Genomic DNA, 22,599 nt, shown 5'->3' with positions numbered 1-22,599 from the left:
GCATGTCTGTGCTAATGACATCTGTGCCGGTGGTGCAGGTACGGAAGTGGGGCGGCGCCAGTGCATCGGGCGCCTTGAGTTTTGCTGCTGCGCGTATTGCGCGCATTGTGCTGCAACGCGAGCCGATGGCGAGCGAAGCACTGTCGTGGACCACTCTATATAGCTGCCAGGGGGAGGCTGTACGCGGCCGCGCCGAGCTGGCGCTGCATTTGCTGGCGCGTCCGGAACTGGCGGAGCTGGATGTGAAAGAACGCCTGCTACGCGCCTATAACGCGGTGTTCGACCGTTATGACCCGTCGCAGCCGGCGGACATGGCTTACTGGCGTAGCCAGGTGACTGCCGGCCGCGACCTGCCTGCACTGGTGCGCCAGGAACTGGTGCCATTGTATGAATCCGGCTATCGTTCAAGTCCTTGCGCGGCGCCGGCGCTGGCGCGCTCGCCGCTGTTCGTGGTGCGCGACGCTGCTGGCTTGCCGCTGGTGTTTACCGTTGGCGCCAATCGTTCCCTCTATATGTTCCGGCGCACGCCTTTCGGGCGCTGGTCGCAGACGGATTTGAGCGGCATGCTGCCTTTGAACCAGCCCGGCAAGGTGCAGGCGCTCGATGTACAGCAGGCGCCGGACGGCACGATTGCGCTGGCGCTGGCAGTCGCCCCCTGGGCTAGCGGTGGCGGGCCGACTTTGCACGTGGCAGTCGGCATTCCGAACCATCTTGACGAGGCAGCCTGGGTCGAGACCATGCGTGGCATGGCGCCGCGCCATGTGCCGGACGTGCAGGATAACGTCACCCGGCTCTCGTTCGGCTTGTTGCAGTCGGGCGCGGTTCCGATGGTGCTGGTGACAGCGGCCAATACCTGGTATTTCAATGCGGCGATGGAAGGACCATTGACGGCGTGGGAAGAGCAGCACGGTGCGGATTCATTGGCAACGGCAATTGGCAGCTACCGCGTTCCGGGCGCCTGGCGCTTGAGCGATACGCCGTGTGGCCGCACGCTGCGCTTCAATAGTTTTGCGCGTGCTGCGGCCTGGGGCATCGCCATCGATTACCAAGGGCTGCCGCGTCGGGCGACCAACCTGCACCTGGCGCCATCGAATGTTCCGAATGTGCCGGACGTGTTTGTGGCAGGCGAAAGCATCGTGGTATATCGTGGCGGGCAGTCGGTCCCACAGCCGGTCGCCAATATCGGCGGGGCTTGCGTGGTGTGGAGCGAAGCCAGCACTGCCGGGGAGTACCTGGCTTACGGCGACGGTGCCGGCGGCCTCTGGCTGGTGTGCCGCAAGCAGGGCGGTCATTGGGGCATGCCGGTGCCGATTGCCACCACGCTGGTGATGGCAGCCTTGATGGCTGCGCCGAACCATGGCGGCGTGCACGCAATCGGCGTGACGCCCGGCGGTGCGCTGGCCTGGCTGCGTTTTAACGCCGATGGTGCCCAGGTGGGGGCGGAAGAAATCACCCAGGCTGCAGTCTGGGATGACGAGGCGCAGGAAGTGCAACGTGCTGCACGGGTGGTGCGCAGCGTCGCTTAAGCCTGGTCGCGTGTCAGCAGCGCGTCGACGATGCTGGCGATCCAGCACGCGAACAGAATCCAGCCTGCCGCGGAAGCGCCGGGCATGATGCTGGCTTTGGTCAGGCGCTGCGCGATCAGGATCGGGTCGGGCGGCAGGGCGCCGCTCAGGGCTTCGTCCATCAGGACGGAGGTCGCCTTCCAGAGGCCGTACATCAGCCAGATGAACACCGACAATGCCGGCACCATGAACACCAGGCCGCGAGTGCGACGTTTGAGTACAAGCATTTGGCCAAGGCCGGGGAAGCCAAGTCCGGAAAACAGGGCTGCTTTGCTAGATAGCTTCATTCAGGTTCCATTAAAAAAACGCCGGCACCTTACGGTACCGGCGTTTGTCGTTTCAGGCAAGCGTTCGCTTATGCGTAGTCGCTGACTGGAATGCAGGCGCAGAACAGGTTGCGGTCGCCGTACACGTTGTCGGCGCGGCCGACTGGCGGCCAGTACTTCTGTTTGCGCAGCGATGGCACTGGGTAGGCTGCCTCTTCGCGGCTGTACTTGCGCTCCCACTTGTCGGCCAGCAGCACTTCAGCAGTGTGCGGGGCAAACTTCAGCGGGTTGTCCAGCTTGTCGAATTCGCCCGACTCCACTTTGGCGATTTCGGCGCGGATGGCGATCATGGCGTCGATGAAGCGGTCCAGTTCAACCTTGGACTCGGATTCGGTCGGCTCGATCATCAGCGTGCCTGGAACAGGGAAGCTCATGGTCGGTGCGTGGAAGCCGAAGTCCATCAGGCGCTTGGCTACGTCTTCGTTGCTGATGCCGGTGGCGTCGGTCAGGGGACGCAGGTCCAGGATGCACTCGTGTGCTACCAGGCCGTCGTGGCCCGAGTACAGGACCGGGAAGTGCGGCGCCAGGCGGCGTGCCACGTAGTTGGCGTTCAGGATCGCGGTTTCGGTTGCCGCGGTCAGGCCTTCGCCGCCCATCATGGCGATGTACATCCAGGAGATAGGCAGGATCGAGGCGGAGCCGAACGGGGCGGCCGAGATCGAGCCGATGCCGTCTTCGCCGCGCACGTAGCCGTTGGAGCGCTGGTTCGGCAGGAACTTGGCCAGGTGTGCGCCAACGCCGATCGGGCCGACGCCTGGGCCGCCACCGCCGTGCGGGATGCAGAAGGTCTTGTGCAGGTTCAAGTGCGATACGTCGCCGCCGAACGAGCCTGGGCCAGCCACGCCAACCAGTGCGTTCATGTTGGCGCCGTCCACATACACCTGGCCGCCGTGGCCGTGGATGATTTCGCACAGTTCGGTGATGCCGTCTTCGAACACGCCGTGGGTCGATGGGTAGGTCACCATCACGCAGGCCAGGTTCTTGGAGTGCTGTTCGGCCTTGGCTTTCAGGTCGGCCAGGTCAACGTTGCCTTTGTCGTCGCAGGCAGTCACCACAACCTGCATGCCCACCATGGCGGCGGATGCCGGGTTGGTTCCGTGTGCCGACGATGGGATCAGGCAGATGTTGCGGTGGCCCTCGCCGCGCGACTCGTGGTACTTCTTGATCACCAGCAGGCCGGCGTATTCGCCTTGCGAACCGGCGTTAGGTTGCAGGGAAACGGCTGCGTAGCCGGTTACTGCGCACAGCATTTCTTCCAATTGGGCGATCATTTCGCGGTAGCCGACGGTCTGGTCGTTAGGCGCGAACGGGTGGATCGACGAGAACTCCGGCCAGGTCACCGGGATCATTTCGCTGGTGGCGTTCAGCTTCATGGTGCAGGAGCCCAGCGGGATCATGGTGCGGTCCAGCGCCAGGTCCTTGTCGGCCAGGGAGCGCAGGTAGCGCAGCATTTCAGTTTCGCTGTGGTAGCGGTTGAAGGTTGGGTGCTCCAGGTATGCGGAGGTACGTACCAGCGCTTCCGGGAAGCTGGCGCCGACGGATGCTTCAACTGCGTCGAAGTCAGGGGCAGCCTTGCCGCCGCTGAATACGTTCCACAGCGCTGCCAGGGTGTCGCGGTCGCAGGTTTCGTCCAGCGACACGCCAACGTGCTTGGCGTCGATCTTGCGCAGGTTGATGCCGGCGGCAACAGCGGCTGCGTGCAGGGCGTCGGCCTTGTCGGTGGCGACGGTCAGGGTGTCGAAGAAGGACTCGTTGACCGAATAGCCCAGGGACTTCAGGTTGGCAGCCAGGATGCCGGTGTAGCGGTGGGTGCGCTCAGCGATCTGCTTCAGGCCTTTAGGACCGTGGTATACGGCGTACATGGATGCCATGACTGCCAGCAGCACCTGTGCGGTACAGATGTTGGAGGTCGCTTTTTCGCGGCGGATGTGCTGTTCGCGGGTCTGCAGGGCCAGGCGGTAAGCCTTGTTGCCGTTCTGGTCGATGGTCACGCCGACCAGGCGGCCAGGCATGGAGCGCTTGTATTCGTCGCGGGTAGCCATGTAGCCGGCGTGCGGGCCGCCAAAGCCCAGCGGTACGCCGAAGCGCTGCGAGTTACCGACAACAACGTCGGCACCCCATTCGCCTGGAGGGGTCAGCATGGTCAGGGCCAGCAGGTCGGCGGCAACGATCACCATGGCGCCGCTGGACTTCACGGTTTCAACGGCGGCGCGGTAGTCGCGCACAACGCCGTTCACGCCCGGGTATTGCAGCAGCACGCCGAAAGCGTCGGTCACGCCGGCCAGTTCGGACGGGTCGAAAGTCTTGACGGTGATGCCCAGCGGCTCGGCGCGGGTCTGCACCACTTCCAGGGTCTGCGGCAGCACGTCGTTGGCAACATAGAAGGTGTTCGACTTGGACTTGCCGACGCGCTGGATCAGGGTCATGGCTTCGGCAGCGGCGGTGCCTTCGTCCAGCATGGACGAGTTGGCGATGGCCATGCCGGTCAGGTCGATCAGCACTTGCTGGAAGTTCAGGATCGCTTCCAGGCGGCCCTGGGAGATCTCTGGCTGGTACGGGGTGTAAGCGGTGTACCAGGCTGGATTTTCGAAGATGTTACGCAGTACCACGCCCGGGGTGTGGGCATTGTAGTAGCCCTGGCCGATCAGCGATTTCAGTACCTTGTTCTTGGACGCGATGCCTTTCAGCTTGGCCAGTGCTTCGTTCTCCGGCAGCGGCTGGAAGAATTGGCCCAGGGGCAGGGCGCTCTTGTTGCGGATGCCTGGAGGGACGATGGCGTCGATCAGGGCGGCGCGGCTTGCGTAGCCGAGCACGTCCAGCATTTGCTGCTGTTCTGCGGCTTCCGGGCCGATGTGGCGGGCGATGAAGGCATCGCGGGCTTCAAGTTGGGTCAGGCTGGTGCGGGTCATGGTGGGAAATCTCTTGGCCAGAATGTGAAAAGGGCCGGCATGCAGCCGGCCCGGTAAAGCGGTACTTAGTGCGCGACGTTGCCGTAAGCGGTGGCGTCCAGCAGGCCGTTGATGGCGTTGGCGTCGCTTGGCTTGATCTTGAACAGCCAGTTCGCGTAAGCGTCGGCGTTGATCGATTCAGGTGCGCCGACCACGGCGTCGTTCACGGCAACCACTTCGCCCGAAACCGGCGCGTAGATGTCGGAAGCGGCTTTCACCGATTCCACCACGGCAGCGTCGTCGCCGGCGGTGAAGGATGCGCCGACTTTTGGCAGCTCGACGAACACGATGTCGCCCAGGGCGTCTTGCGCGAATTCGGTGATGCCGACGGTCACGGTGCCGTCTGCTTCAGCGCGTACCCACTCGTGGGACTCGGTGTACTTCAGGTCTGCTGGAATGTTGCTCATGTTGGCTCCAAGGCTAAGGTTATTGTTTGTTTCTGCTGAATTCTGGCTCAAGCAACCAGGATTTTACCGTTACGGACGAAAGGCAGCTTCACGACGGTGGCGGCCAGCTTCTTGTCGCGGATCTCGACGTGCACGGTGTCGCCCACGTTCACGCCCATCGGCACGCGCGCCAGCGCGATGGCCTGCTGCATGGTCGGGGAGAAGGTGCCGGAAGTGATTTCGCCTGCTTCGCCGTTGGCGGCGATGACTTTCTGGTGGGCGCGCAGCACGCCGCCTTTTTCACGCAGGATCAGGCCGACGAATTGTGCGTTCTGGCCTTTGGCTTGCAGGGCTGCCTTGCCGATGAAGTCGCGCTCGGAGACCAGGTCGATGGTCCACGCCAGGCCGGCGTCCAGCGGGTTCACGGTTTCGTCCATGTCCTGGCCGTACAGGTTCATGCCGGCTTCCAGGCGCAGAGTGTCGCGCGCGCCCAGGCCAGCTGGTTTAACGCCGGCGGCGTTCAGGGCGTTCCACAGGTTTTCCGCCTGTTCGGCTGCCACGCCGATTTCGAAACCGTCTTCACCGGTGTAGCCGGTGCGGGCCACCATGGCTTCGCCGAAGGCGGTGCCTGGTACCAGGGCCACGTTGAATGGCTTCATTTCGGCGGTAGCTTCCTTGGCTTGCGGGATCACTTCCCATACCTTGGCGCGGGCGTTCGGGCCTTGCACGGCGATCAGGGCCATGGCGTTGGCGCCGTCACGGCGCTGGGTGATGGTCAGGCCGGCGTTGGTGGCTGCGTTCTGCTTTTCCATCCAGGCGACGTCTTTTTCCGCGGTACCGGCGTTGACCACCAGGCGGAACCACTCTTCGTTGATGAAGTAGATGATCAGGTCGTCGATGACGGTGCCTTCCGGGGTCAGCATGCAGGAGTACAGGGCCTTGCCCGATACTTGCAGCTTGTCGACGTTGTTGGCGACCAGGCCGCGCAGGAAGGAACGTACATTGGCACCCTTGATGTCGACGACGCACATATGGGCCACGTCGAACATGCCGACGTCGGTGCGCACAGCGTGGTGTTCTTCGATCTGGGAGCCGTAGTTGACCGGCATGTCCCAACCGCCGAAATCGACCATGCGGGCGCCGAGTGCACGATGAGCGTTGTTGAGTGGGGTTGCTTTGAGCGTCATTGATACCTCAGGGCAGAGAATAGGGGTTAATAAACGTAAACATGAATACGCCTACCCCTCTGTCCTTGGTACCTGAGAGATAACGGGAAGGTATTCCCGCACGCCCCTTCGGTGGGCCCTGCGCCTTGGCGGGCCGCTCTCCAGAGTTTTAGCCCTTGCGGGCCCTTGTTCGGTCCTTTTGCCTGAGAGTTTCTGGGTAATGCCCCTTCGGCGCCAGCGTGCGCTGGTCTCTCCCGATCAAGACTTGAGACTATATGATAGGAGGGCAATAAAGTCAATCTTGACGCCCCTTTGGCGCGGCCTGCGCTAGAATGGCCGGACATCCATTTGCATAGTGGAGCGACCATGAGCGAAGAAAAGCAAAAGCGCGAAACGGAGGCCTGGTTCACCCTGTCCGGCGACGTGAACAGCGATATGGTGCATCGTATGTTTGACGCGGTGGCGGACATGACGGAAGACGGCATCGAAACTGCCCACATCCTGATCCAGTCCAACGGCGGCTACGTCAGCGACGGGCTGTGCCTGCACAATTACCTGCGCAACTTGCCAATCAAGATCATCACCTATAACGGCGGTGCCGTGGCATCGATTGCGGTGATCCTGTTCCTGTCCGGCGAGGAGCGCTATGCCAGCGAGACGGCACGCTTCATGGTGCACAAATCGCATGCCAGTGCGCCGCATGGCGCGCGGCCGGATGCCTTGCGCATCATTGTCGAAGGTTTGCAGGCCGACGATGCCCGTACCGAATCGATCCTGCGCAAGCACGTGCAGCTGACCGACGAGCATTGGAATATCCACGCCTATTCCGACCTGCACCTGACCGCCCCGGATGCCGCCAAAGTGGGTCTGGTCAATGCGGTGGCCGACTTCAAGCCGCCCAAGGGCAAGCGTGTAACGAACATCTGATGCGCCAATCCTGAAACGACAAGGGCCTGGAAGCGCACTTCCAGGCCCTTCATGCGCCGCCGGTCATTTAGCGATTGCCGCTACGGCTGGCTGGGGTCTTTTTGTCGGTCTTGCTCTGACGGCCGGTATCGGACTGCTGGCTGGCAGGTTGCGCGCCCGAACGTGAGCCCTGGTCGGCACTTTGGTGCGTGCCCGAACTCGAACTTTGCTTACTGGATTTTTGCCTGGATTTCATGACAGTTCCTTTCTGAAGGATCGGAACTTCATCATGCTTTGTGCAATAGTAAAGGTGAATCGGAATGCAACGGCCAGGCTTGTAGGACTTGTCCTGCACTATCGTGGTGCAATCTCAACAATTTCTCCACATCCCCCTAAATATTTCGACATTCTCTTCGTTTACCTATTGCCACTTGGCAATAATCTGCGACAATGTGAATAACCACCAAAGCCAGGCCAGACCATGCTTCCAGAAAACCCAACATCTTCGGCGCCCAAAAAAGCGGTCACGCCGCGGCATGCCTTGCTGGAAAACCTGATCAGCCTGGTCAACAAGCACATCAGCGAACAGTTCAACGAGCTGTCGATCAAATGGGCCGGCAGCCTGGTCGATGCGGATGAGGCGGTCGACGTCAAGACCTTGCAAGCGCGCTTGCGCGCCGGTAATCGCCTGCGTACCGATCATTACGCCTTCCTCGGCATTCTCGCCAAGCAACTCGAAAACGACCTGCGGCTGGAAATCGCGCAACTGGCACCTGGCCAGAAGGCGCCGGTGCGCAAGATGGCTGATTCGCTTTCCCTGGTCTCCATGGAAGAAATGGATACCAAGGTGACCTTGGGCAGCTTCAGCAAGGCCTTCGAGGTGAAGTACGCCGATGGGCTGGCCACGCTCAATGTGCGGCTGGCCTTCCTGCTGGACCGCGACATCCTCCGTATCAACCAGAATCCTTTTCGGCCGGAGGTGTTCCTTGGCGCCTTCCAGCAGGCCTGGATCGATTTCATCAAGGACGAAGAGGCGAATGAGCTGATCAAGCCGTTCCTGCGTCCGGAGGAATTCTTCCAGCTCGACACAATGCTGGAGGAATTGAGCTCGGCGCTTGAGCGCAAGGGCGTGGGCCCTGGCTCGGTCGAAAAACACAAGGCGCGCCGAGCCGATTCGCACGATGCCTCGCAAGCCCCTTCGCGCAAGAAAAACCAGCAGGCAGCGCTGGCCGAGCAATTGCGCCAGTTCTTCTCGGGTGCGGGCGACGCGCCTGGCGGTGGCGGTGCAGCGCCGACCGGCTTTGAACAATTAGGCGACCTTGACTTGTCGCTGCCGACTTTGAGCGTGACGCCGGGCCTGTATGGCGTTCCTGCGCATACCACCGATGCAATGTCCGCTGCTGCTCCGGCAGGCGCGGTGCCGGCGATGGGCACGGCGCCAGTTGCGGCGCCTGGCCAGGCAATGCCGGCACCGGGGTTTGCAGTGGGTGCTGCGCCGGGCATGGTGATGCCGGCAGGCGTCGGGATGGTGCCCGGTGCGGTTGCCGGCGGCGCTGCGCCGATGGGCGGGATGGTTATTCCGGCGGGCGGTGTGGTCTCTGGTGGCGGTATGCCATTGATGCCTGGTGCAGGTGTCGGCGTGCCGGGCGGCATGCCGATGGCCGGCGGCACCGCGATGGCGGGCATGCCGTTGGGAAGCGGTGGCGCCATGGCGGGCGGCGGCGTCCCGGGTGGAATGTTGAGTGGAGTGGCGGTGCCGGGCGTGCAGGGTGGCGTGGCGGTGCCGGCTGGCGGCTGGGTGCAAGGGCCGGCGCAGGGCTTCCACGGCGGCGCCAATAATGAAGCTGCCCAGCGCGCATCGCTGATCAACGCCAAAGAACCATTGATGAATTTCCTGGCGCAGTTGCAGCGCGGCGTGCCATCGGGCCCCATGTTTGCCAGCGCCGACAGCGGCGCGATGGCGGCACCAGGCATGGGAATTGACCTCGCCCCCGGTTTCTCGGGCGGTCCTGTGCAGGCCGGCGGCGGCGCGATGCCGGCTCCGGGCTTTGTTGCGGGCGGCGCGCCGATGGGCAATGTTTTCCTCCTGCCGCAAATTAAGGAGCAAGCGCCTGCTGGCAGCCTGACCCGCGCGGACGAAGGCACCATCGACTTGTTGTCGGCCGTGTTCGACACAGTGTTCCGTGATACGAGCATTTCGCCGGAAATCCGCAACCTGATCCGCTTCCTGCAGATTCCGGTGCTGAAGGCTGCGCTGGTCGACAAGAATTTCTTCTTCCAGGAAGCGCACCCTGCGCGCCGCATGATCGACCTGCTGTCGCGCATGGGCTGGGAGCAGCACAAGGATCCGGATGATCCGCTGTATAAAGCCATGCAGCGCAGCGTGGAAATGGTCAGCAAGGATCACGAGGAAGAGCTGACCGTCTTCACCGAAGCGGTGAATGAGCTGGAAGCGTCCATCAAGGCGGAGGAGGCCGCAGCGGCAGCCGCCATGGCGGAGCCGATCGCCCAGGCGCTCAAGCAGGAAAAGATCTCGGTGGCGGCCAAGTCGGCCAAGGATGCGGTGGCCCTGCGCATCGGTACCGGCGAAGTGGTGGCGATCGTTGAAGCCTTCCTCGAGAACAAGTGGGTGTCGGTGCTGACCATCGCCTACAGCGTTGAGGGTGAAAAGCCGGGAGCTGTCAACAACGCCACCCAGACCATGGATGACCTGATCTGGAGCGTGCGTCCGAAGATTACCCAGGACGAGCGCAAGAAACTGATTTCCAAGCTGCCTACCTTGCTGTCCACGCTGAACAAGTGGCTGGACGTGATCAAGTGGCAGGATGCCGATCGCCTGCAGTTCTTTGCCGAACTGGCCGAGTGCCACGCTTCTATCGTGCGCGCGCCAATTGAAATGTCGCCTGAGCGCCAGGTCGAACTGGCGATGGAAGTGGCGAAGAAAGATGCCGAGCGCCGCATGCAGTTGCAGGCGGTAGCCGAAGTGAAGGCGGAAGAAGCGCCGCCGCCGGACGATGATGCCGCAATCGAGGTGGACAGCCTGGCGCGCGGCATGTGGCTCGAATTCGACCAGGAGGATGGCAGTCAGCGCAAGGTCAAGCTGGCCTGGATCAGCCCCCTCAAGACGCTGTACATCTTCTCCACCACGGGGCGCCAGGAAGCGTTCTCGATCACCGGTGAAGCAATGGTAGAACAGTTCCGCAAGGGGACTGTGCGCCTGATCCGCACCGAGGGTGTGGTGGCGGCCGCGCTGTCGGTGGCCATGGGCGGCGTCGCCGCCGTCAACGACGATCACCACGACCTGCCGGCCAACGGCACTTCCGCTTAAGTCTTGCGCAGGGCGGCCAGCAGGCCGTCCGACGCGTCCTCGATGTAGTCCAATACCGTGTCGAAGCCGTTCGCACCGCCGTAATAGGGGTCGGGCACCACGTCCGAGCCGGAGCGTGACGCAAATTCCATGAACAGCCTGAGCTTGTGGCGGTATGGCGCAGGGCAGGCGCGCTGCAGCATTTCCAGGTTGTCGTGGTCCATGGCCAGCACGTAATCGAAGCGCTCAAAGTCTTCGGCGGCCACCTTGCGGGCGCGCTGGGTGCTCAGGTCGTAGCCGCGGGCGGCGGCATGGCTGGCCGAGCGCGGGTCTGGCGGGTTGCCAATATGGTATGCGTGGGTGCCTGCCGAATCGATGTGCAAATCGAGTCCGGCAGCCTGGGCGCGAGCCCGGAATACACCCTCCGCGGTCGGCGAGCGACAAATGTTACCCATGCATACAAACAGGATGGCGGTTCTGGTCTTCATTTTGTTCTTGCTATACAGGGAAAATGGTATGATTAGCCACTTTTTTAACACGTCCCAGCGGGCGAAGTACAGATAAAACGTGCGTCTATCTTCCATTAAATTGTCGGGATTTAAGTCGTTCGTCGATCCCACCAATTTCCAGGTACCCGGGCAGCTGGTCGGCGTGGTTGGTCCTAACGGTTGCGGCAAGTCCAATATTATCGACGCTGTGCGCTGGGTGCTGGGCGAATCGAAGGCATCCGAGCTGCGCGGCGAGTCGATGCAGGACGTGATTTTCAACGGTTCCACCCATCGCAAGCCAGCCGGCCGCGCTTCCGTGGAGCTGGTGTTCGACAACAACGAGGGCAAGGCGTCCGGCCAATGGGGCCAGTACGCCGAAATCGCGGTCAAGCGCACGCTGACGCGCGACGGCACCTCCACCTACTACATCAACGGCCAGCCGGTGCGCCGGCGCGATATCCAGGACATCTTCCTGGGTACCGGCCTGGGTCCGCGCGCTTACGCGATCATTGGCCAGGGCATGATCTCGCGCATCATCGAGTCGCGCCCTGAAGAGCTGCGCGTGTTCCTGGAAGAGGCGGCGGGCGTTTCGAAGTACAAGGAACGCCGCCGCGAAACGGAAAACCGCCTGCACGACACGCGCGAAAACCTGCTGCGCGTGGACGACATCCTGCGCGAGCTGAATAACAACCTGGAAAAGCTGGAAGGCCAGGCCGCGGTGGCGACCAAGTTCCACCAGCTCCAGTCCGACCAGGAAGAAAAACAGAAGCTGCTTTGGCTGCTGCGCAAAAACGAGGCGCAGGCCGAGCAGGCGAAGTACTTCCGCGAGATGGAGCAGGCGCAGAACGACCTGGAAGAGCAGACCGCGAAGCTGCGCAATGTGGAACTGACGCTGGAGCAGATGCGCCAGGCGCACTTCGCCGTGGGCGACCGCCTGCACCAGGCGCAGGGCCACCTGTACCAGACCAATGCCGAAATTGGCAGCCTGGAAGCGCAGATCAAGTTCGTGATCGAGTCGCGCAGCCGCCTGCAACAGCAGCTTGCCACCCTGACCGCGCAGCGCGACCAGTGGGCGCAACAGGCCGAGGAATACGGCGGCCAGGTCGCGGAAGCGGAAATCAACTTGGAAGAGCTGTCGGCGCGCGTGGAAGAGGCGCGCATGCTGGCCGAACAGAAGGGCGAACTGCTGCCGGTGCTGGAGCAGGAGTGGCGCGAAGCACAGACCAAAAGCACCGAGTCGCGTGCCCGCATCATGCAGGCGCAGCAGCAACTGGAGCTGGAATCGGCGCACCAGCGCAATGCTTCCAACATCCTGGCTGGTCTGGCAACGCGCAAGGAACGCTTGCAGCAGGAGAAGGGCGGGTTGGCGATGCCGGATTCCTCGCACCTGTCCAACCTGAAGATGCAGCTGGAAGAAAAGCAGCAGTCGCTGGAAGAGCAGAACATGATGCTCGAGGAAGCGCTGGAGCAGCAGCCTAAGCTCGAGGAAGAGCGCCAGGCTGCGCAGGCTGCCGTGCAGTCCGAGTCCGCCGCGACCCACCAGCTGGAAGCGCGCCTGAACGCGCTGCGCCAGCTCCAGGAGCGTGTGCAGACCGAGGGCAAGATCACGCCATGGCTGCAAAAGCATGAACTGAACGAGCTGCCGCGCCTGTGGCAGAAGCTGGATATCGAACAGGGCTGGGAAACCGCCCTGGAAGCCGTGCTGCGCGAACGTACTTCCGCGCTGCAGGTCTCCAATATCGAATGGGCCAAGCATTTCTTCAACGACGCGCCGCCGGCCAAGCTGGCCTTGTTTGCCCCTGCCGTTGCGGGCGCCGCGCCTGCCGCCCCTGGCGACGCGAGCCTGCGTCCATTCATCGACCTGCTGAAGCTGAACGACCCGGGCTTGCGTGGCGTGTTGCAGGACTGGCTGCACAACGTCTTCCTGGCGGACGACAACGCGAGCGCATTCGCTGCGCGCGCCACGCTGCCGGCAGGCGGCTGCTTCGTCACGAAACAAGGCCACATCATCACCCAGTCGTCGGTGCGCTTCTACGCTGCCGATGACGAGCAGGCCGGCATGCTGGGCCGCCAGCACGAAATCGAGAACATCACCAAGCAGCTGCGTGCCCAATCGATGCTGGCCGAAGAAGCTCGCAGCCGCGCCGTGCGCGCCGATGCCGCGCTTGGTAACCACAGCCGGTTGCTGACCGAGCTGCGCGCCAAGGTGCAAAGCCTGACTGCCAGCGTGCACACCCTGCAGCTCGAAGTGGTCAAGCTGTCCGAAATCGAGGCCCGCTTCAACCAGCGCAGCAACCAGATCGAGAGCGACCTGGCAGAAATCTCAGCGCAGGAAGAGGAACAGATGCAGGTCAAGCTCGAATCTGAAGAGAAGTTCGAGCAGCTCGATATGGAGTTGGGCAACCTGCAAGGCGAGCACGAAGATGGCCAGACCGCCTTCATGGCCAAAGAGCAGCGCCTGGCCGACGCCCGCGAAGCGCTGCGGGAACTGGAACGCAAGGCGCAGGAAGCCGAATTCGCCGAAAAATCGGGGCGCAATCGCATCGATGAACTGCGCCGCAGCATTGCCACGGCCACCGCGCAAGTTGCCCAGGTAACGGAGAGCCTGCAAGCCGGCAAGCTGGAACTGGAGGGGCTGGAGGCCGGCAGCGCCAACGAAGGCTTGCAGGACTTGCTGGACCGCCGCACGCAGCAGGAACGCGCGCTGGCCGACGCCCGCCATGAGCTCGACCAGATTACGCAGCAACTGCGCCAGTTTGAAGACTCGCGCATGCAGTCCGAGCGCAGCCTGCAGCCGCAGCGCGACAAGATCACCGAGATGCAGCTGAAGGAACAGGCCGCGCGCCTGAACCAGGAGCAGTTCGCACAGCAACTGGCCGAAGTGCAGGCCGACGAAACCCTTCTGGCCGAAAAGCTGCACCCGGACATGAAGGCATCCTACCTGCAGGGCGAAGTGACGCGCCTGACCAACGCCATCACCGCGCTGGGCGCCGTCAACCTGGCCGCGCTGGACGAACTGGCTACGGCGTCGGAACGCAAGAACTTCCTGGATGCGCAAAACCGCGACCTGAACGAAGCGATTGCGACCCTGGAAGATGCGATCACCAAGATCGACAAGGAAACGCGCGACCTGCTGCAGGATACCTTCGATCGCGTCAACCAGAGCTTCTCGGAGCTGTTCCCGATCCTGTTCGGCGGCGGTCAGGCGAAGCTGATCATGACCGGCGAGGAAATCCTCGACTCCGGCGTGCAGGTCATGGCGCAACCGCCAGGCAAGAAGAACGCCACCATCCACCTGCTGTCCGGCGGCGAAAAAGCGCTGACCGCTACGGCCCTGGTGTTCTCGATGTTCCGTTTGAATCCCGCGCCATTCTGCCTGCTGGACGAGGTGGACGCGCCGTTGGACGACGCCAATACCGAGCGCTTCTGCCGCATGGTCAAGCGCATGTCCGACCAGACCCAATTCCTCTTCATTTCGCACAACAAGATTGCGATGGAGATGGCCAATCAACTGATCGGTGTGACGATGCAGGAACAAGGCGTGTCGCGCATCGTGGCGGTGGACATGGAATCCGCCGCATCATTTGCTACAGAGGCTCAAGCCGCATGATTACAGATTTTCAAATGAGTTTGATTGCCGCCGGCGGCGTATTCGTCGTTGGCGTCATTAGCTACAACAAGTGGCAGGAGTACAAGCTGAAAAAACGCGTCGAGCGGGCTTTTGACGGCCAGCACGACGATGTCCTGATGCGCACCGACGACAGCGTGCGCGCTGAACCGCGCTTCCATCTCGACGACGTGCCGATGCCGGACGCAGGCTCAGGCGCCTACGGCGTGCCGGAACACGTCGGCGGCCACGTCGGCAACGTTGCCGCGCCAAGCATTGCGCCGGACAGCGACGAGCCGACGCTGCCGGTACGCGCTGCCGATGCCGACGTACCCGCCGAAGAACTGGCGACCTGCCTGGTCGACCCGTTGATCGATTGCCTGCTGCCGCTGGAGCTGGAAGCGCCTGCGCGCGGCGAAAAACTGCTGCCGGCGCTGCAGAAACTGCGTTTTGTCGGCAACAAGCCAATCCACTTCATCGGCCTGGCCGTGAGCGGCGATTGGGAACCGGTGCGTCATGGCGTGGTCTACACCAAGCTGCAGGGCGGCGTGCAGCTGGCCAGCCGCAGCACCGCACTGAACGAACTGGAATACTCCGAACTGGTGACGCGCCTGCGCAGCGTGTCCGATGAAATCGGCGCCGAGCCGCAGATCCCGGACATGATCGAGGTGATGCAGGATGCGAAGAACCTGCACCGTTTCGTGGCCAACCACGACGCACAACTGGGCGTGAACCTGGCTTCCAACGGCGCGCCCTGGAATATCGCGACCCTGCTGGGCGCCCTGGAAAAACTCGGCTTCGACGTGCGCCCGGACGGCCGCTATGCGATGCCGGACGGCGAGGGCGGTTACCTGTTCTCCCTGTCGACCAACGTCACGCTGGCCGAAGAAACCACCTCGCGCCTGACGCTGTTGCTGGACGTGCCATGCGTTGCGCCGGCGCGCGACGGCTTCGGCTCGATGATCGGCTGTGCCAAGAACCTGATGGCGCGCCTCGACGCGACCATCGTCGACGACGCCAACCAGCCGCTGGCCGATGAAACGCTGGCCAGCATCGCCGGCCAGGTAAGGGAGTTCTACGACGACATGGCGGCATCGGACATTCCGGCCGGTTCCACCCGCGCACTGCGCTTGTTCAGCTGACCAGAAACATGAGCAACACCCAACAAGCAACACCTGCCGAACGTGCAGCCTGGCTGAACGCGGAGCTGAACCGCCACCTGCACGCTTATCACGTGCTGGATGCGCCGACCATCCCGGATGCCGAATACGACAAGCTGTTCGTCGAGCTGCAATCCATCGAGGCGGCGCACCCCGAATTGCAGGCACCGGACTCGCCGACCTTGCGCGTCGGCGCGCCTCCGCTGGGGGAATTCGCTGCCGTAACGCATGCGGTACCGATGCTGTCGCTGAATAATGGTTTCAACGAAGAGGATATCGAGAACTTCGATCGCCGCGTGCGCGAAGGGCTCGACGCGGTGCAACTGGTCGAATACGCGACCGAGGCCAAGTTTGACGGCCTGGCCATCAACCTGCGCTACGAAGACGGCGTCTTCGTGCAGGCGGCAACGCGCGGCGATGGCTACACCGGCGAGGACGTTACCGCCAATATCCGCACCATCAAGGGCATTCCGCTGCGCCTGAACAGCGATGCGCCGCCGCCCGTTCTGGAAGTGCGCGGTGAAGTGCTGATGTTCAAGGCCGATTTCGCCGCCCTGAACGCGCGCCAGCGCGAATTGGGCCAGAAAGAATTCGTCAATCCGCGCAATGCCGCCGCCGGCGCGCTGCGCCAGCTCGACTCGCGCATTACTGCCCAGCGCAAGCTGAGTTTCTACGCTTACGGCATCGGCGAACTGACCGGCGCCGAACTGCCGGCCACGCATAGTGCGCTGCTGGACTGGTATGCCGAACTTGGCCTGCCGGTGTGCGCCGAACGCGAAGTGGTGCGCGGCAAGGACGGCTTGCTGGGCTACTACCAGCGCATCGGCAAGGCGCGCCCATCGCTGCCATACGAGATCGACGGCGTGGTGTACAAGACCAACCGTTTCGAGGACCAGCGTGCGCTGGGCTTCGTCTCGCGTGCTCCACGCTTCGCGCTGGCGCACAAGTTCCCGGCTGAAGAAGCGCTGACCACGGTGCAGGCGATTGAGGTGCAGGTTGGCCGTACTGGCGCGATCACGCCAGTGGCGCGCCTGGCACCGGTCTTTGTCGGCGGCGTGACCGTTACCAACGCCACGCTGCATAACGAGGATGAAGTGCGCCGCAAGGACGTGCGCGTTGGCGATACGGTCATCGTGCGCCGTGCGGGCGATGTGATCCCGGAAGTGCTGTCGGTGGTGCTGGAGAAGCGCCCGTCGCCGGAACCGCTGATGTGGGCGCTGCCGACCGAATGCCCGGTGTGCGGCTCGCATGTCGTGCGTGAAGCCGATGAAGCCGTGGCGCGCTGCTCCGGCGGCCTGTTCTGCTCCGCCCAGCGCAAGGAAGCAATCCGCCATTTCTGCGGCCGCCGCATGATGGATATCGAAGGCCTGGGCGACCGCTACATTGACAACCTGGTTGAATGCAACCTGGTGCATGGCGTGGCCGACCTGTACCGCCTGGCGCTGGAAGACCTGCTGAAAATGAAGCGCCTGGCCGACGAGCGTGACGGCAGCACGCCGGAAACTGTCGCCCAGGGCAAAGTCCCGACCAAGTGGGCCGAAAACCTGCTGGACGCCATTGCAGCCAGCAAGAATCCGCCGCTGGAACGCCTGCTGTTCGCGCTGGGCATTCGCCATGTCGGCGAATCGACCGCGAAAACCCTGGCCGACTGGCTGGGCAAGCTGGAATTGATCCGCAAGGCGCCGGTGGCCGTGTTGCGCGTGCTGCCCGATATCGGCGGCACGGTGGCCGAATCGATTGCCGATTTCTTCGCGGAAGAACGCAACCAGCAGGCGCTTGACGCCTTGCTGGCGGCAGGCGTGGCGCCGAAAGGCGAACATGCGCCCAAAGCCGCCCTGCGCGAAAAGCTGGAGCCGGTCGGGCTACTGGCCGCCATCGGCATTCCAAAACTGACCGAGCCGCGCGCGCGCCAGCTCGCCGAACAGGTCGAGCAAGTCAAGCCGGGTGCCACGCTTCTGGCACTGGCCCACCTGCCGGTCTTTAACGTGTTCGGCCTGCCGGCCAGCGTGGCCGAAGCGCTGGAAGCGTGGATGGCGGAACAGGCCAACCGCGACACGCTGGTAGCCCTGCACGAACTGCGCGAAGAGCTGCTGGCGCAACTGCCGGAAGTGGCGGAAGCGGAAGGCACCATGACGGGCAAGACCTTCGTCCTCACCGGCACGCTGCCGACCATGAGCCGCGACCAGGCGCAAGCGCTGATCGAGGCCGCCGGCGGCAAGGTGTCCGGTTCGGTGTCGAAGAAAACTTCTTACGTCGTCGCCGGCGCCGATGCCGGCAGCAAGCTGGCCAAGGCCGAGGAGCTGGGCGTGACGATCCTTGATGAAGCGGGCTTGCTCGCGTTGCTGGGAGGTTGAGCATGGCCGTGCGTGAAATCCTGAAGATGGGCGATCCCCGCCTGCTGCGCCTGGCCGAGCCGGTGCGCGAGTTCAATACCAAGGAGCTGCATGCCCTGATCGTCGACATGTTCGATACCATGCATGCGGCCAACGGCGCCGGCCTGGCCGCGCCGCAGATCGGGGTCAACCTGCAACTGGTGATCTACGGTTTCAAGTCCAACGCGCGTTATCCCGATGCGCCGCAAGTGCCGGAAACGGTGCTGATCAACCCCGTGCTGACGCCGATCGGCGACGCGATGGAAGAGGGCTTCGAGGGCTGCCTGTCGGTGCCCGGCCTGCGCGGCAGCGTGCCGCGCTACACCCGCCTGCGTTATGAAGGCTACGACCAGTTCGGCGAGCGCATCGTGCGCGATGCGGACGGCTTCCACGCCCGCGTGGTGCAGCATGAGGTGGACCACCTGCTGGGAATCCTGTATCCAGCACGGATCCGCGACTTCTCCAAGTTCGGGTTTACCTCGGTGTTGTTCCCCGACCTCGATCCCGGCGACGACGACTGAATTTTATTTGGCGGCGCCGCGAATCTGGCGTAAGATCCCGGCCACTTTGCATCCTTATCAACACAACGGATTACCCAGATGAGCAACCAGTCGCAGAATAACCCGCTCGAATTCAGTGTCCGCGGCATCGCCCTCGGCATCCTCATTACACTGGTCTTCACTGCAGCGCAGGTTTACCTGGGCCTGAAAGTCGGCCTGACCTTCGCCACCTCGATTCCTGCCGCCGTGATTTCCATGGCCCTGCTCAGCGCGTTCAAGGATGCGACGATCCAGGAAAACAATATCGTGCAGACCATCGCTTCGGCGGCGGGCACGCTGGCCTCGGTGATTTTCGTGCTGCCTGGCCTGTTGATGATCGGCTGGTGGTCCAAGATTCCTTTCTGGCCAACCTTTGGTGCCTGCGCTATTGGCGGGGTGCTGGGCGTGATGTACACCATGCCGCTGCGCCGTGCACTGGTGTCGCAGTCCGACCTGCCATATCCTGAAGGCGTTGCCGCCGCGGAAGTGCTGAAAGTCGGTACCCAGTCCCGCGCCGGTGCACAAGAGGGCAAGGCCGGCCTGTGGGCCGTGATCTGGGGCTCGGTGGCATCGGCCATCTTCGCCTTCCTCGGCGCGGCCAAGCTGGTCGCCGCTGAAGTGGCGCATTTCGTCAAATTCGGCAACGGCGCCACCGGCCTGGGGGCATCGAGCTCGCTGGCCCTGGTTGGCGCGGGCCACCTGATGGGTATCGCGGTCGGCATGGCGATGCTGGTCGGCCTGGTGATCGCCTGGGGCATCCTGGTGCCTTTGCTGACCATCGCCAACCCGGCCGCCCCCGGCGTTTCGATCGCAGACCACGCGCTTGGCATCTGGAGCAGCCAGGTGCGCATGATGGGCGCCGGCACCATTGGCGCTGCCGCTATCGTGACTCTGGCAACCCTGGCCAAACCAGTCATGGGCGGCCTGAAATCGGCGATGGAATCGGCGCGCCGTGCCAAGGCTGGCGGCGGCGACGTGCCGCGCGAAGACAAGGACCTGCCGATCTTCATCGTCGGCCTGGTGACCCTGCTGTCGATGGTGCCTGCCGGCTGGTTGCTGTCGTCCTTCCTGTCGGGCGGCCCGCTGTCGTCGATCTCGACCCCGCTGATCGTGGTTGGCGTCGGCTACATCCTGATTGCCGGCATGCTGGCGGCAGCGGTATGCGGCTACATGGCTGGGCTGATCGGTTCTTCCAATTCGCCGGTTTCCGGTCTGGCCATCCTGTCCATCCTCGGCGCCGCGACTTCGGTAGGCTGGGTGGGCCGCGAAATCATGGGCCCGGACACCGCACAGGCGCTGATCGCCTTCGCGCTGTTCGTCACCACCGTGGTGCTGGCGGTTGCCGTGATCGGCAACGACAACCTGCAGGACCTGAAGACCGGCCAACTGGTCGGCGCAACCCCCTGGAAGCAGCAGGTTGGCTTGATCATCGGTGTGTTCGCCGGCTCCTGCGTGGTGCCTCCAGTGCTGGAACTGCTGAACCATGCGAACGGCTTTGCCGGCGCGCCGAATGCGAACGCCATTTCCGACCAGCCGCTGGCCGCGCCGCAAGCGACCCTGATTTCCACGCTGGCCAAAGGCGTGATCGGCGGCGACCTGAAATGGGACCTGATCGGCTATGGCGCCCTGATCGGCCTGGCGCTGGTGGCACTCGACTTCATCCTGAAAAAATCGAGCAACCGTAAATACAGCTGCGCGCCGCTGGGCGTGGGCCTGGCGATCTACCTGCCATCGGCAGTGACGTCTCCCGTGGTAGTGGGCGCGATTGGCGGCTACTTCTTTGAGAAAGCCATGCGCGGCAAAAAGCACGGCGAAGCCGCCTCGCGCCTCGGCGTGCTGGTGATGTCCGGCTTCATCGTGGGCGAAAGCCTGTTCAACGTTGCCCTGGCCGGCTTGATCGTGCTGACCAACAAAGGCGAACCTCTGGCGATTGCCAACAGCATGAGCGAAGCGACCACCATGTTGATCGCGCTGGCCGTTGCGGCTGCCGTAGTGATTGGACTGTACCGCTGGTCTGCCAAGTCGGCCAGCGCCATTGAGGCTTGACGCAACACTTTCGGAGTGTGGCCATGACGCTATCGAGAATCGGGCAGGGAACCTGGAACATGGGCGAGCGCGCTGCCGACAAGGCAGCCGAAGTGCGCGCCCTGCAACTGGGGCTGGACCTTGGCATGACGGTGATCGATACGGCGGAAATGTATGCCGATGGCGGGGCTGAAAAGGTGGTTGGCGAAGCGATTGCCGGCCGCCGCAGCGAGGCTTACCTGGTCAGTAAAGTGCTGCCGCAGAATGCTTCGCGCAAGGGCGTGGTGGCAGCCTGCGAGAAAAGCCTCAAGCGCATGAACGTCGATCACATCGACCTGTACCTGCTGCACTGGCAAGGCAGCGTGCCGTTTGCCGAAACGCTGGAAGGCCTGATCGCATTGAAGCAGGCCGGCAAGATCCATGAATTCGGCGTCAGCAATTTTGACCTGTCCGAGATGAAGCGCGCGACCGCGCTGGCAGGCGGTGAAGCCATTGAAGCCAACCAGGTGCTGTACAACCTGCGTCGGCGCGGCGTTGAATGGGATTTGCTGCCCTGGTGCCAGGAACACGGGGTGCTGCTGATGGCGTATTCGCCGCTCGAATCCAACCGTAAGGAGCAGGAGCGCTTGCTGTCCGAGCCGGCACTGCTGGCGGTCGCGGCACGCCACCAGTCCACGCCTGCGCAAATCGCATTGGCGTGGTTGTTGCGGCAGGACGGCGTGATGCCGATTCCAAAGGCGACCAGCGAGGCGCACGTGCGTGCCAACGCAGCGGCGATGAACTTGCGCCTGGATCAGGAAGACCTGGCCCAACTGGACAAGGCCTTCGCTGCGCCGACACGCGCCACGCCCCTCGAAGTACTGTGATTCAGTAGCGATAGCTTGCAAACAACGCGGCAGTGGGCGCCGTATTGCGGCGCGTGGATGCTGCCGGCAGCATGGGTCTATGCGTGACGGTGCGGATTGCGCTTAGCGCTGTCCGCGGCCGGTGCTGATGCGTTCGAGGATGCGATGCAGTTCGTCCTGCATCATGGGCGACAGGTTCTGGAACTGGCAGCCGATCTGTACCTGCTCTCCGAGCAGGAAGGAACGGAAATGGCGCGACAGGCGGATTTCGAGGTCGCAGATCAGTACCGAGCCCGGTCCCATGTCCAGCCGCACGCGCTGCAGCTTGCGGCCCACGTGCAAGCCCACAGCGTCGCGCGGCGAGCAGCGCATGCCGACGCCGCCAACGGCGAAGTCGTAAAGCTGCAATTCATACGGCTTGCCATTCAGGACAAACGAAGCGGTGTGGTAGGTGCCAAGCGGGGTTTCCAGGCGCGGCGCGGAACGCCGGTTCAGCACCTGGCAGCGTTCAGGAAATTGCGCCGGGATCAGCGTCGGCTGTTCTGGCAGGGCATTCCAGTGGGGATCGTCCAGCTTGAACTGGAACTTGGCGCCGCGCAGCCATGCCACAAAGGTGCATTCGCCGGGCGGCAGGGTCGAACCTTCATTGAGCTGGATGACAAAATGCGGCAGTTCGGGATCGACCGACAGCAAGCGGGCCATCACAGCTTCGGCGTTGTCCCGGTGGTAGATGGAAATCGCGTCGCCGGCATCGGCCAGCGCCGCCAGTGCGTCGCCGATGTCATCGGGGTCCACGATATCGTGTGGATGCGACCCCGCAGCAATTGGATCCACCGCGTCTTGTGGACGGGGCGGCCCCTTGCGGAAGTCGTTTGGCATTGGATCGTTCACAGCTCAGGTTCTCGTTTTTTAGGAGAAGACGCCAGTACTTTACCGCGTTCTGCCGCCTGGCGCTTGCT

General features: G+C 63.1%; 15 protein-coding genes and 2 riboswitches. Of the genes, 9 read left to right on the top strand and 6 right to left on the bottom strand.

Going from position 1 to position 22,599, the window contains the following annotated elements; genetic code table 11:
* Positions 1 to 2 precede the first annotated feature (2 nt).
* On the top strand, positions 3 to 1,526 hold the full coding sequence (locus ASD58_RS18720; protein ID WP_156401360.1) for a hypothetical protein: 1,524 nt from the start codon (positions 3 to 5) through the stop codon (positions 1,524 to 1,526).
* Here ASD58_RS18720 and ASD58_RS18715 read toward each other — a convergent pair.
* The 4 genes from ASD58_RS18715 to gcvT form a co-directional block, all read right to left on the bottom strand.
* Complete coding sequence (locus tag ASD58_RS18715; RefSeq protein WP_057262733.1) at positions 1,523 to 1,852, bottom strand: hypothetical protein; 330 nt, start codon at positions 1,850 to 1,852, stop codon at positions 1,523 to 1,525. The two genes, ASD58_RS18720 and ASD58_RS18715, sit on opposite strands and share 4 nt — an antisense overlap.
* Positions 1,853 to 1,920: 68 nt before the next feature.
* On the bottom strand, positions 1,921 to 4,800 hold the full coding sequence (gene gcvP, locus ASD58_RS18710) for an aminomethyl-transferring glycine dehydrogenase (RefSeq protein ID WP_057262732.1): 2,880 nt from the start codon (positions 4,798 to 4,800) through the stop codon (positions 1,921 to 1,923).
* Between the two features lie 65 nt (positions 4,801 to 4,865).
* The gene (gcvH, locus tag ASD58_RS18705) at positions 4,866 to 5,246 is read right to left on the bottom strand and encodes a glycine cleavage system protein GcvH (RefSeq protein WP_057262731.1); all 381 of its coding nucleotides are present in this window, start codon (positions 5,244 to 5,246) and stop codon (positions 4,866 to 4,868) included.
* Positions 5,247 to 5,293: 47 nt separating this feature from the next.
* Positions 5,294 to 6,412, bottom strand: a complete 1,119-nt coding sequence (gene gcvT / locus ASD58_RS18700; RefSeq protein ID WP_057262730.1) for a glycine cleavage system aminomethyltransferase GcvT — start codon at positions 6,410 to 6,412, stop codon at positions 5,294 to 5,296.
* Positions 6,413 to 6,461: 49 nt separating this feature from the next.
* A riboswitch (glycine riboswitch) is annotated at positions 6,462 to 6,566 on the bottom strand.
* Positions 6,567 to 6,572: 6 nt separating this feature from the next.
* Positions 6,573 to 6,658, bottom strand: a riboswitch (glycine riboswitch).
* A 99-nt stretch (positions 6,659 to 6,757) separates the two neighbouring features.
* Between gcvT and ASD58_RS18695 the strand changes: the two genes are divergently transcribed.
* On the top strand, positions 6,758 to 7,318 hold the full coding sequence (locus ASD58_RS18695; RefSeq protein ID WP_057262729.1) for an ATP-dependent Clp protease proteolytic subunit: 561 nt from the start codon (positions 6,758 to 6,760) through the stop codon (positions 7,316 to 7,318).
* A gap of 460 nt (positions 7,319 to 7,778) precedes the next feature.
* Positions 7,779 to 10,625 carry a DUF1631 family protein gene (locus ASD58_RS18690; RefSeq protein WP_057262728.1) on the top strand — a complete coding sequence of 949 codons (2,847 nt, stop codon included), beginning with the start codon at positions 7,779 to 7,781 and terminating at the stop codon, positions 10,623 to 10,625.
* Here ASD58_RS18690 and ASD58_RS18685 read toward each other — a convergent pair.
* Positions 10,622 to 11,092, bottom strand: coding sequence for a low molecular weight protein-tyrosine-phosphatase (locus tag ASD58_RS18685; protein ID WP_057262727.1), 471 nt, complete (start codon positions 11,090 to 11,092; stop codon positions 10,622 to 10,624). The genes ASD58_RS18690 and ASD58_RS18685 overlap by 4 nt on opposite strands.
* A 79-nt stretch (positions 11,093 to 11,171) precedes the next feature.
* Here ASD58_RS18685 and smc point away from each other — a divergent pair, with 79 nt between their 5' ends.
* The 6 genes from smc (at position 11,172) to ASD58_RS18655 (ending at position 21,661) form a co-directional block, all read left to right on the top strand.
* A complete protein-coding gene (gene smc, locus ASD58_RS18680; protein ID WP_082565521.1) occupies positions 11,172 to 14,702 on the top strand; it encodes a chromosome segregation protein SMC in 3,531 nt (1,176 codons plus the stop codon).
* 14 nt (positions 14,703 to 14,716) lie between these two features.
* Positions 14,717 to 15,841: a cell division protein ZipA C-terminal FtsZ-binding domain-containing protein gene (locus tag ASD58_RS18675; RefSeq protein ID WP_082565520.1), complete on the top strand. Its 1,125-nt coding sequence runs from the start codon at positions 14,717 to 14,719 to the stop codon at positions 15,839 to 15,841.
* A gap of 8 nt (positions 15,842 to 15,849) precedes the next feature.
* Entirely contained in the window at positions 15,850 to 18,213 is a 2,364-nt protein-coding gene (gene ligA / locus ASD58_RS18670) for an NAD-dependent DNA ligase LigA (RefSeq protein ID WP_057262726.1), read from the top strand.
* 2 nt (positions 18,214 to 18,215) lie between these two features.
* On the top strand, positions 18,216 to 18,752 hold the full coding sequence (def, locus tag ASD58_RS18665) for a peptide deformylase (protein WP_057262725.1): 537 nt from the start codon (positions 18,216 to 18,218) through the stop codon (positions 18,750 to 18,752).
* A gap of 78 nt (positions 18,753 to 18,830) precedes the next feature.
* Positions 18,831 to 20,816 carry an OPT family oligopeptide transporter gene (locus tag ASD58_RS18660; RefSeq protein ID WP_057262724.1) on the top strand — a complete coding sequence of 662 codons (1,986 nt, stop codon included), beginning with the start codon at positions 18,831 to 18,833 and terminating at the stop codon, positions 20,814 to 20,816.
* 23 nt (positions 20,817 to 20,839) lie between these two features.
* Positions 20,840 to 21,661 carry an aldo/keto reductase gene (locus tag ASD58_RS18655; RefSeq protein WP_057262723.1) on the top strand — a complete coding sequence of 274 codons (822 nt, stop codon included), beginning with the start codon at positions 20,840 to 20,842 and terminating at the stop codon, positions 21,659 to 21,661.
* A gap of 102 nt (positions 21,662 to 21,763) precedes the next feature.
* Here the strand turns inward: ASD58_RS18655 and ASD58_RS18650 are convergent, their stop codons facing one another.
* On the bottom strand, positions 21,764 to 22,519 hold the full coding sequence (locus tag ASD58_RS18650; protein ID WP_307177783.1) for a flagellar brake protein: 756 nt from the start codon (positions 22,517 to 22,519) through the stop codon (positions 21,764 to 21,766).
* Between the last annotated feature and the right edge of the window lie 80 nt (positions 22,520 to 22,599).

The organism is Duganella sp. Root1480D1, from assembly GCF_001427305.1.
Taxonomy (GTDB): Bacteria; Pseudomonadota; Gammaproteobacteria; order Burkholderiales; family Burkholderiaceae_D; genus Rugamonas.
This window is presented reverse-complemented; position numbering and strand designations above follow the sequence as displayed.

Coding starts and splice junctions, on each gene's coding strand:
- ASD58_RS18720 (WP_156401360.1), top strand. CDS start 3: ATGTCTGTGCTAATGACATCTGTGCCGGTGGTGCAGGTACGGAAGTGG.
- ASD58_RS18715 (WP_057262733.1), bottom strand. CDS start 1,852: ATGAAGCTATCTAGCAAAGCAGCCCTGTTTTCCGGACTTGGCTTCCCC.
- gcvP (WP_057262732.1), bottom strand. CDS start 4,800: ATGACCCGCACCAGCCTGACCCAACTTGAAGCCCGCGATGCCTTCATC.
- gcvH (WP_057262731.1), bottom strand. CDS start 5,246: ATGAGCAACATTCCAGCAGACCTGAAGTACACCGAGTCCCACGAGTGG.
- gcvT (WP_057262730.1), bottom strand. CDS start 6,412: ATGACGCTCAAAGCAACCCCACTCAACAACGCTCATCGTGCACTCGGC.
- ASD58_RS18695 (WP_057262729.1), top strand. CDS start 6,758: ATGAGCGAAGAAAAGCAAAAGCGCGAAACGGAGGCCTGGTTCACCCTG.
- ASD58_RS18690 (WP_057262728.1), top strand. CDS start 7,779: ATGCTTCCAGAAAACCCAACATCTTCGGCGCCCAAAAAAGCGGTCACG.
- ASD58_RS18685 (WP_057262727.1), bottom strand. CDS start 11,092: ATGAAGACCAGAACCGCCATCCTGTTTGTATGCATGGGTAACATTTGT.
- ASD58_RS18675 (WP_082565520.1), top strand. CDS start 14,717: ATGAGTTTGATTGCCGCCGGCGGCGTATTCGTCGTTGGCGTCATTAGC.
- ligA (WP_057262726.1), top strand. CDS start 15,850: ATGAGCAACACCCAACAAGCAACACCTGCCGAACGTGCAGCCTGGCTG.
- def (WP_057262725.1), top strand. CDS start 18,216: ATGGCCGTGCGTGAAATCCTGAAGATGGGCGATCCCCGCCTGCTGCGC.
- ASD58_RS18660 (WP_057262724.1), top strand. CDS start 18,831: ATGAGCAACCAGTCGCAGAATAACCCGCTCGAATTCAGTGTCCGCGGC.
- ASD58_RS18655 (WP_057262723.1), top strand. CDS start 20,840: ATGACGCTATCGAGAATCGGGCAGGGAACCTGGAACATGGGCGAGCGC.
- ASD58_RS18650 (WP_307177783.1), bottom strand. CDS start 22,519: ATGCCAAACGACTTCCGCAAGGGGCCGCCCCGTCCACAAGACGCGGTG.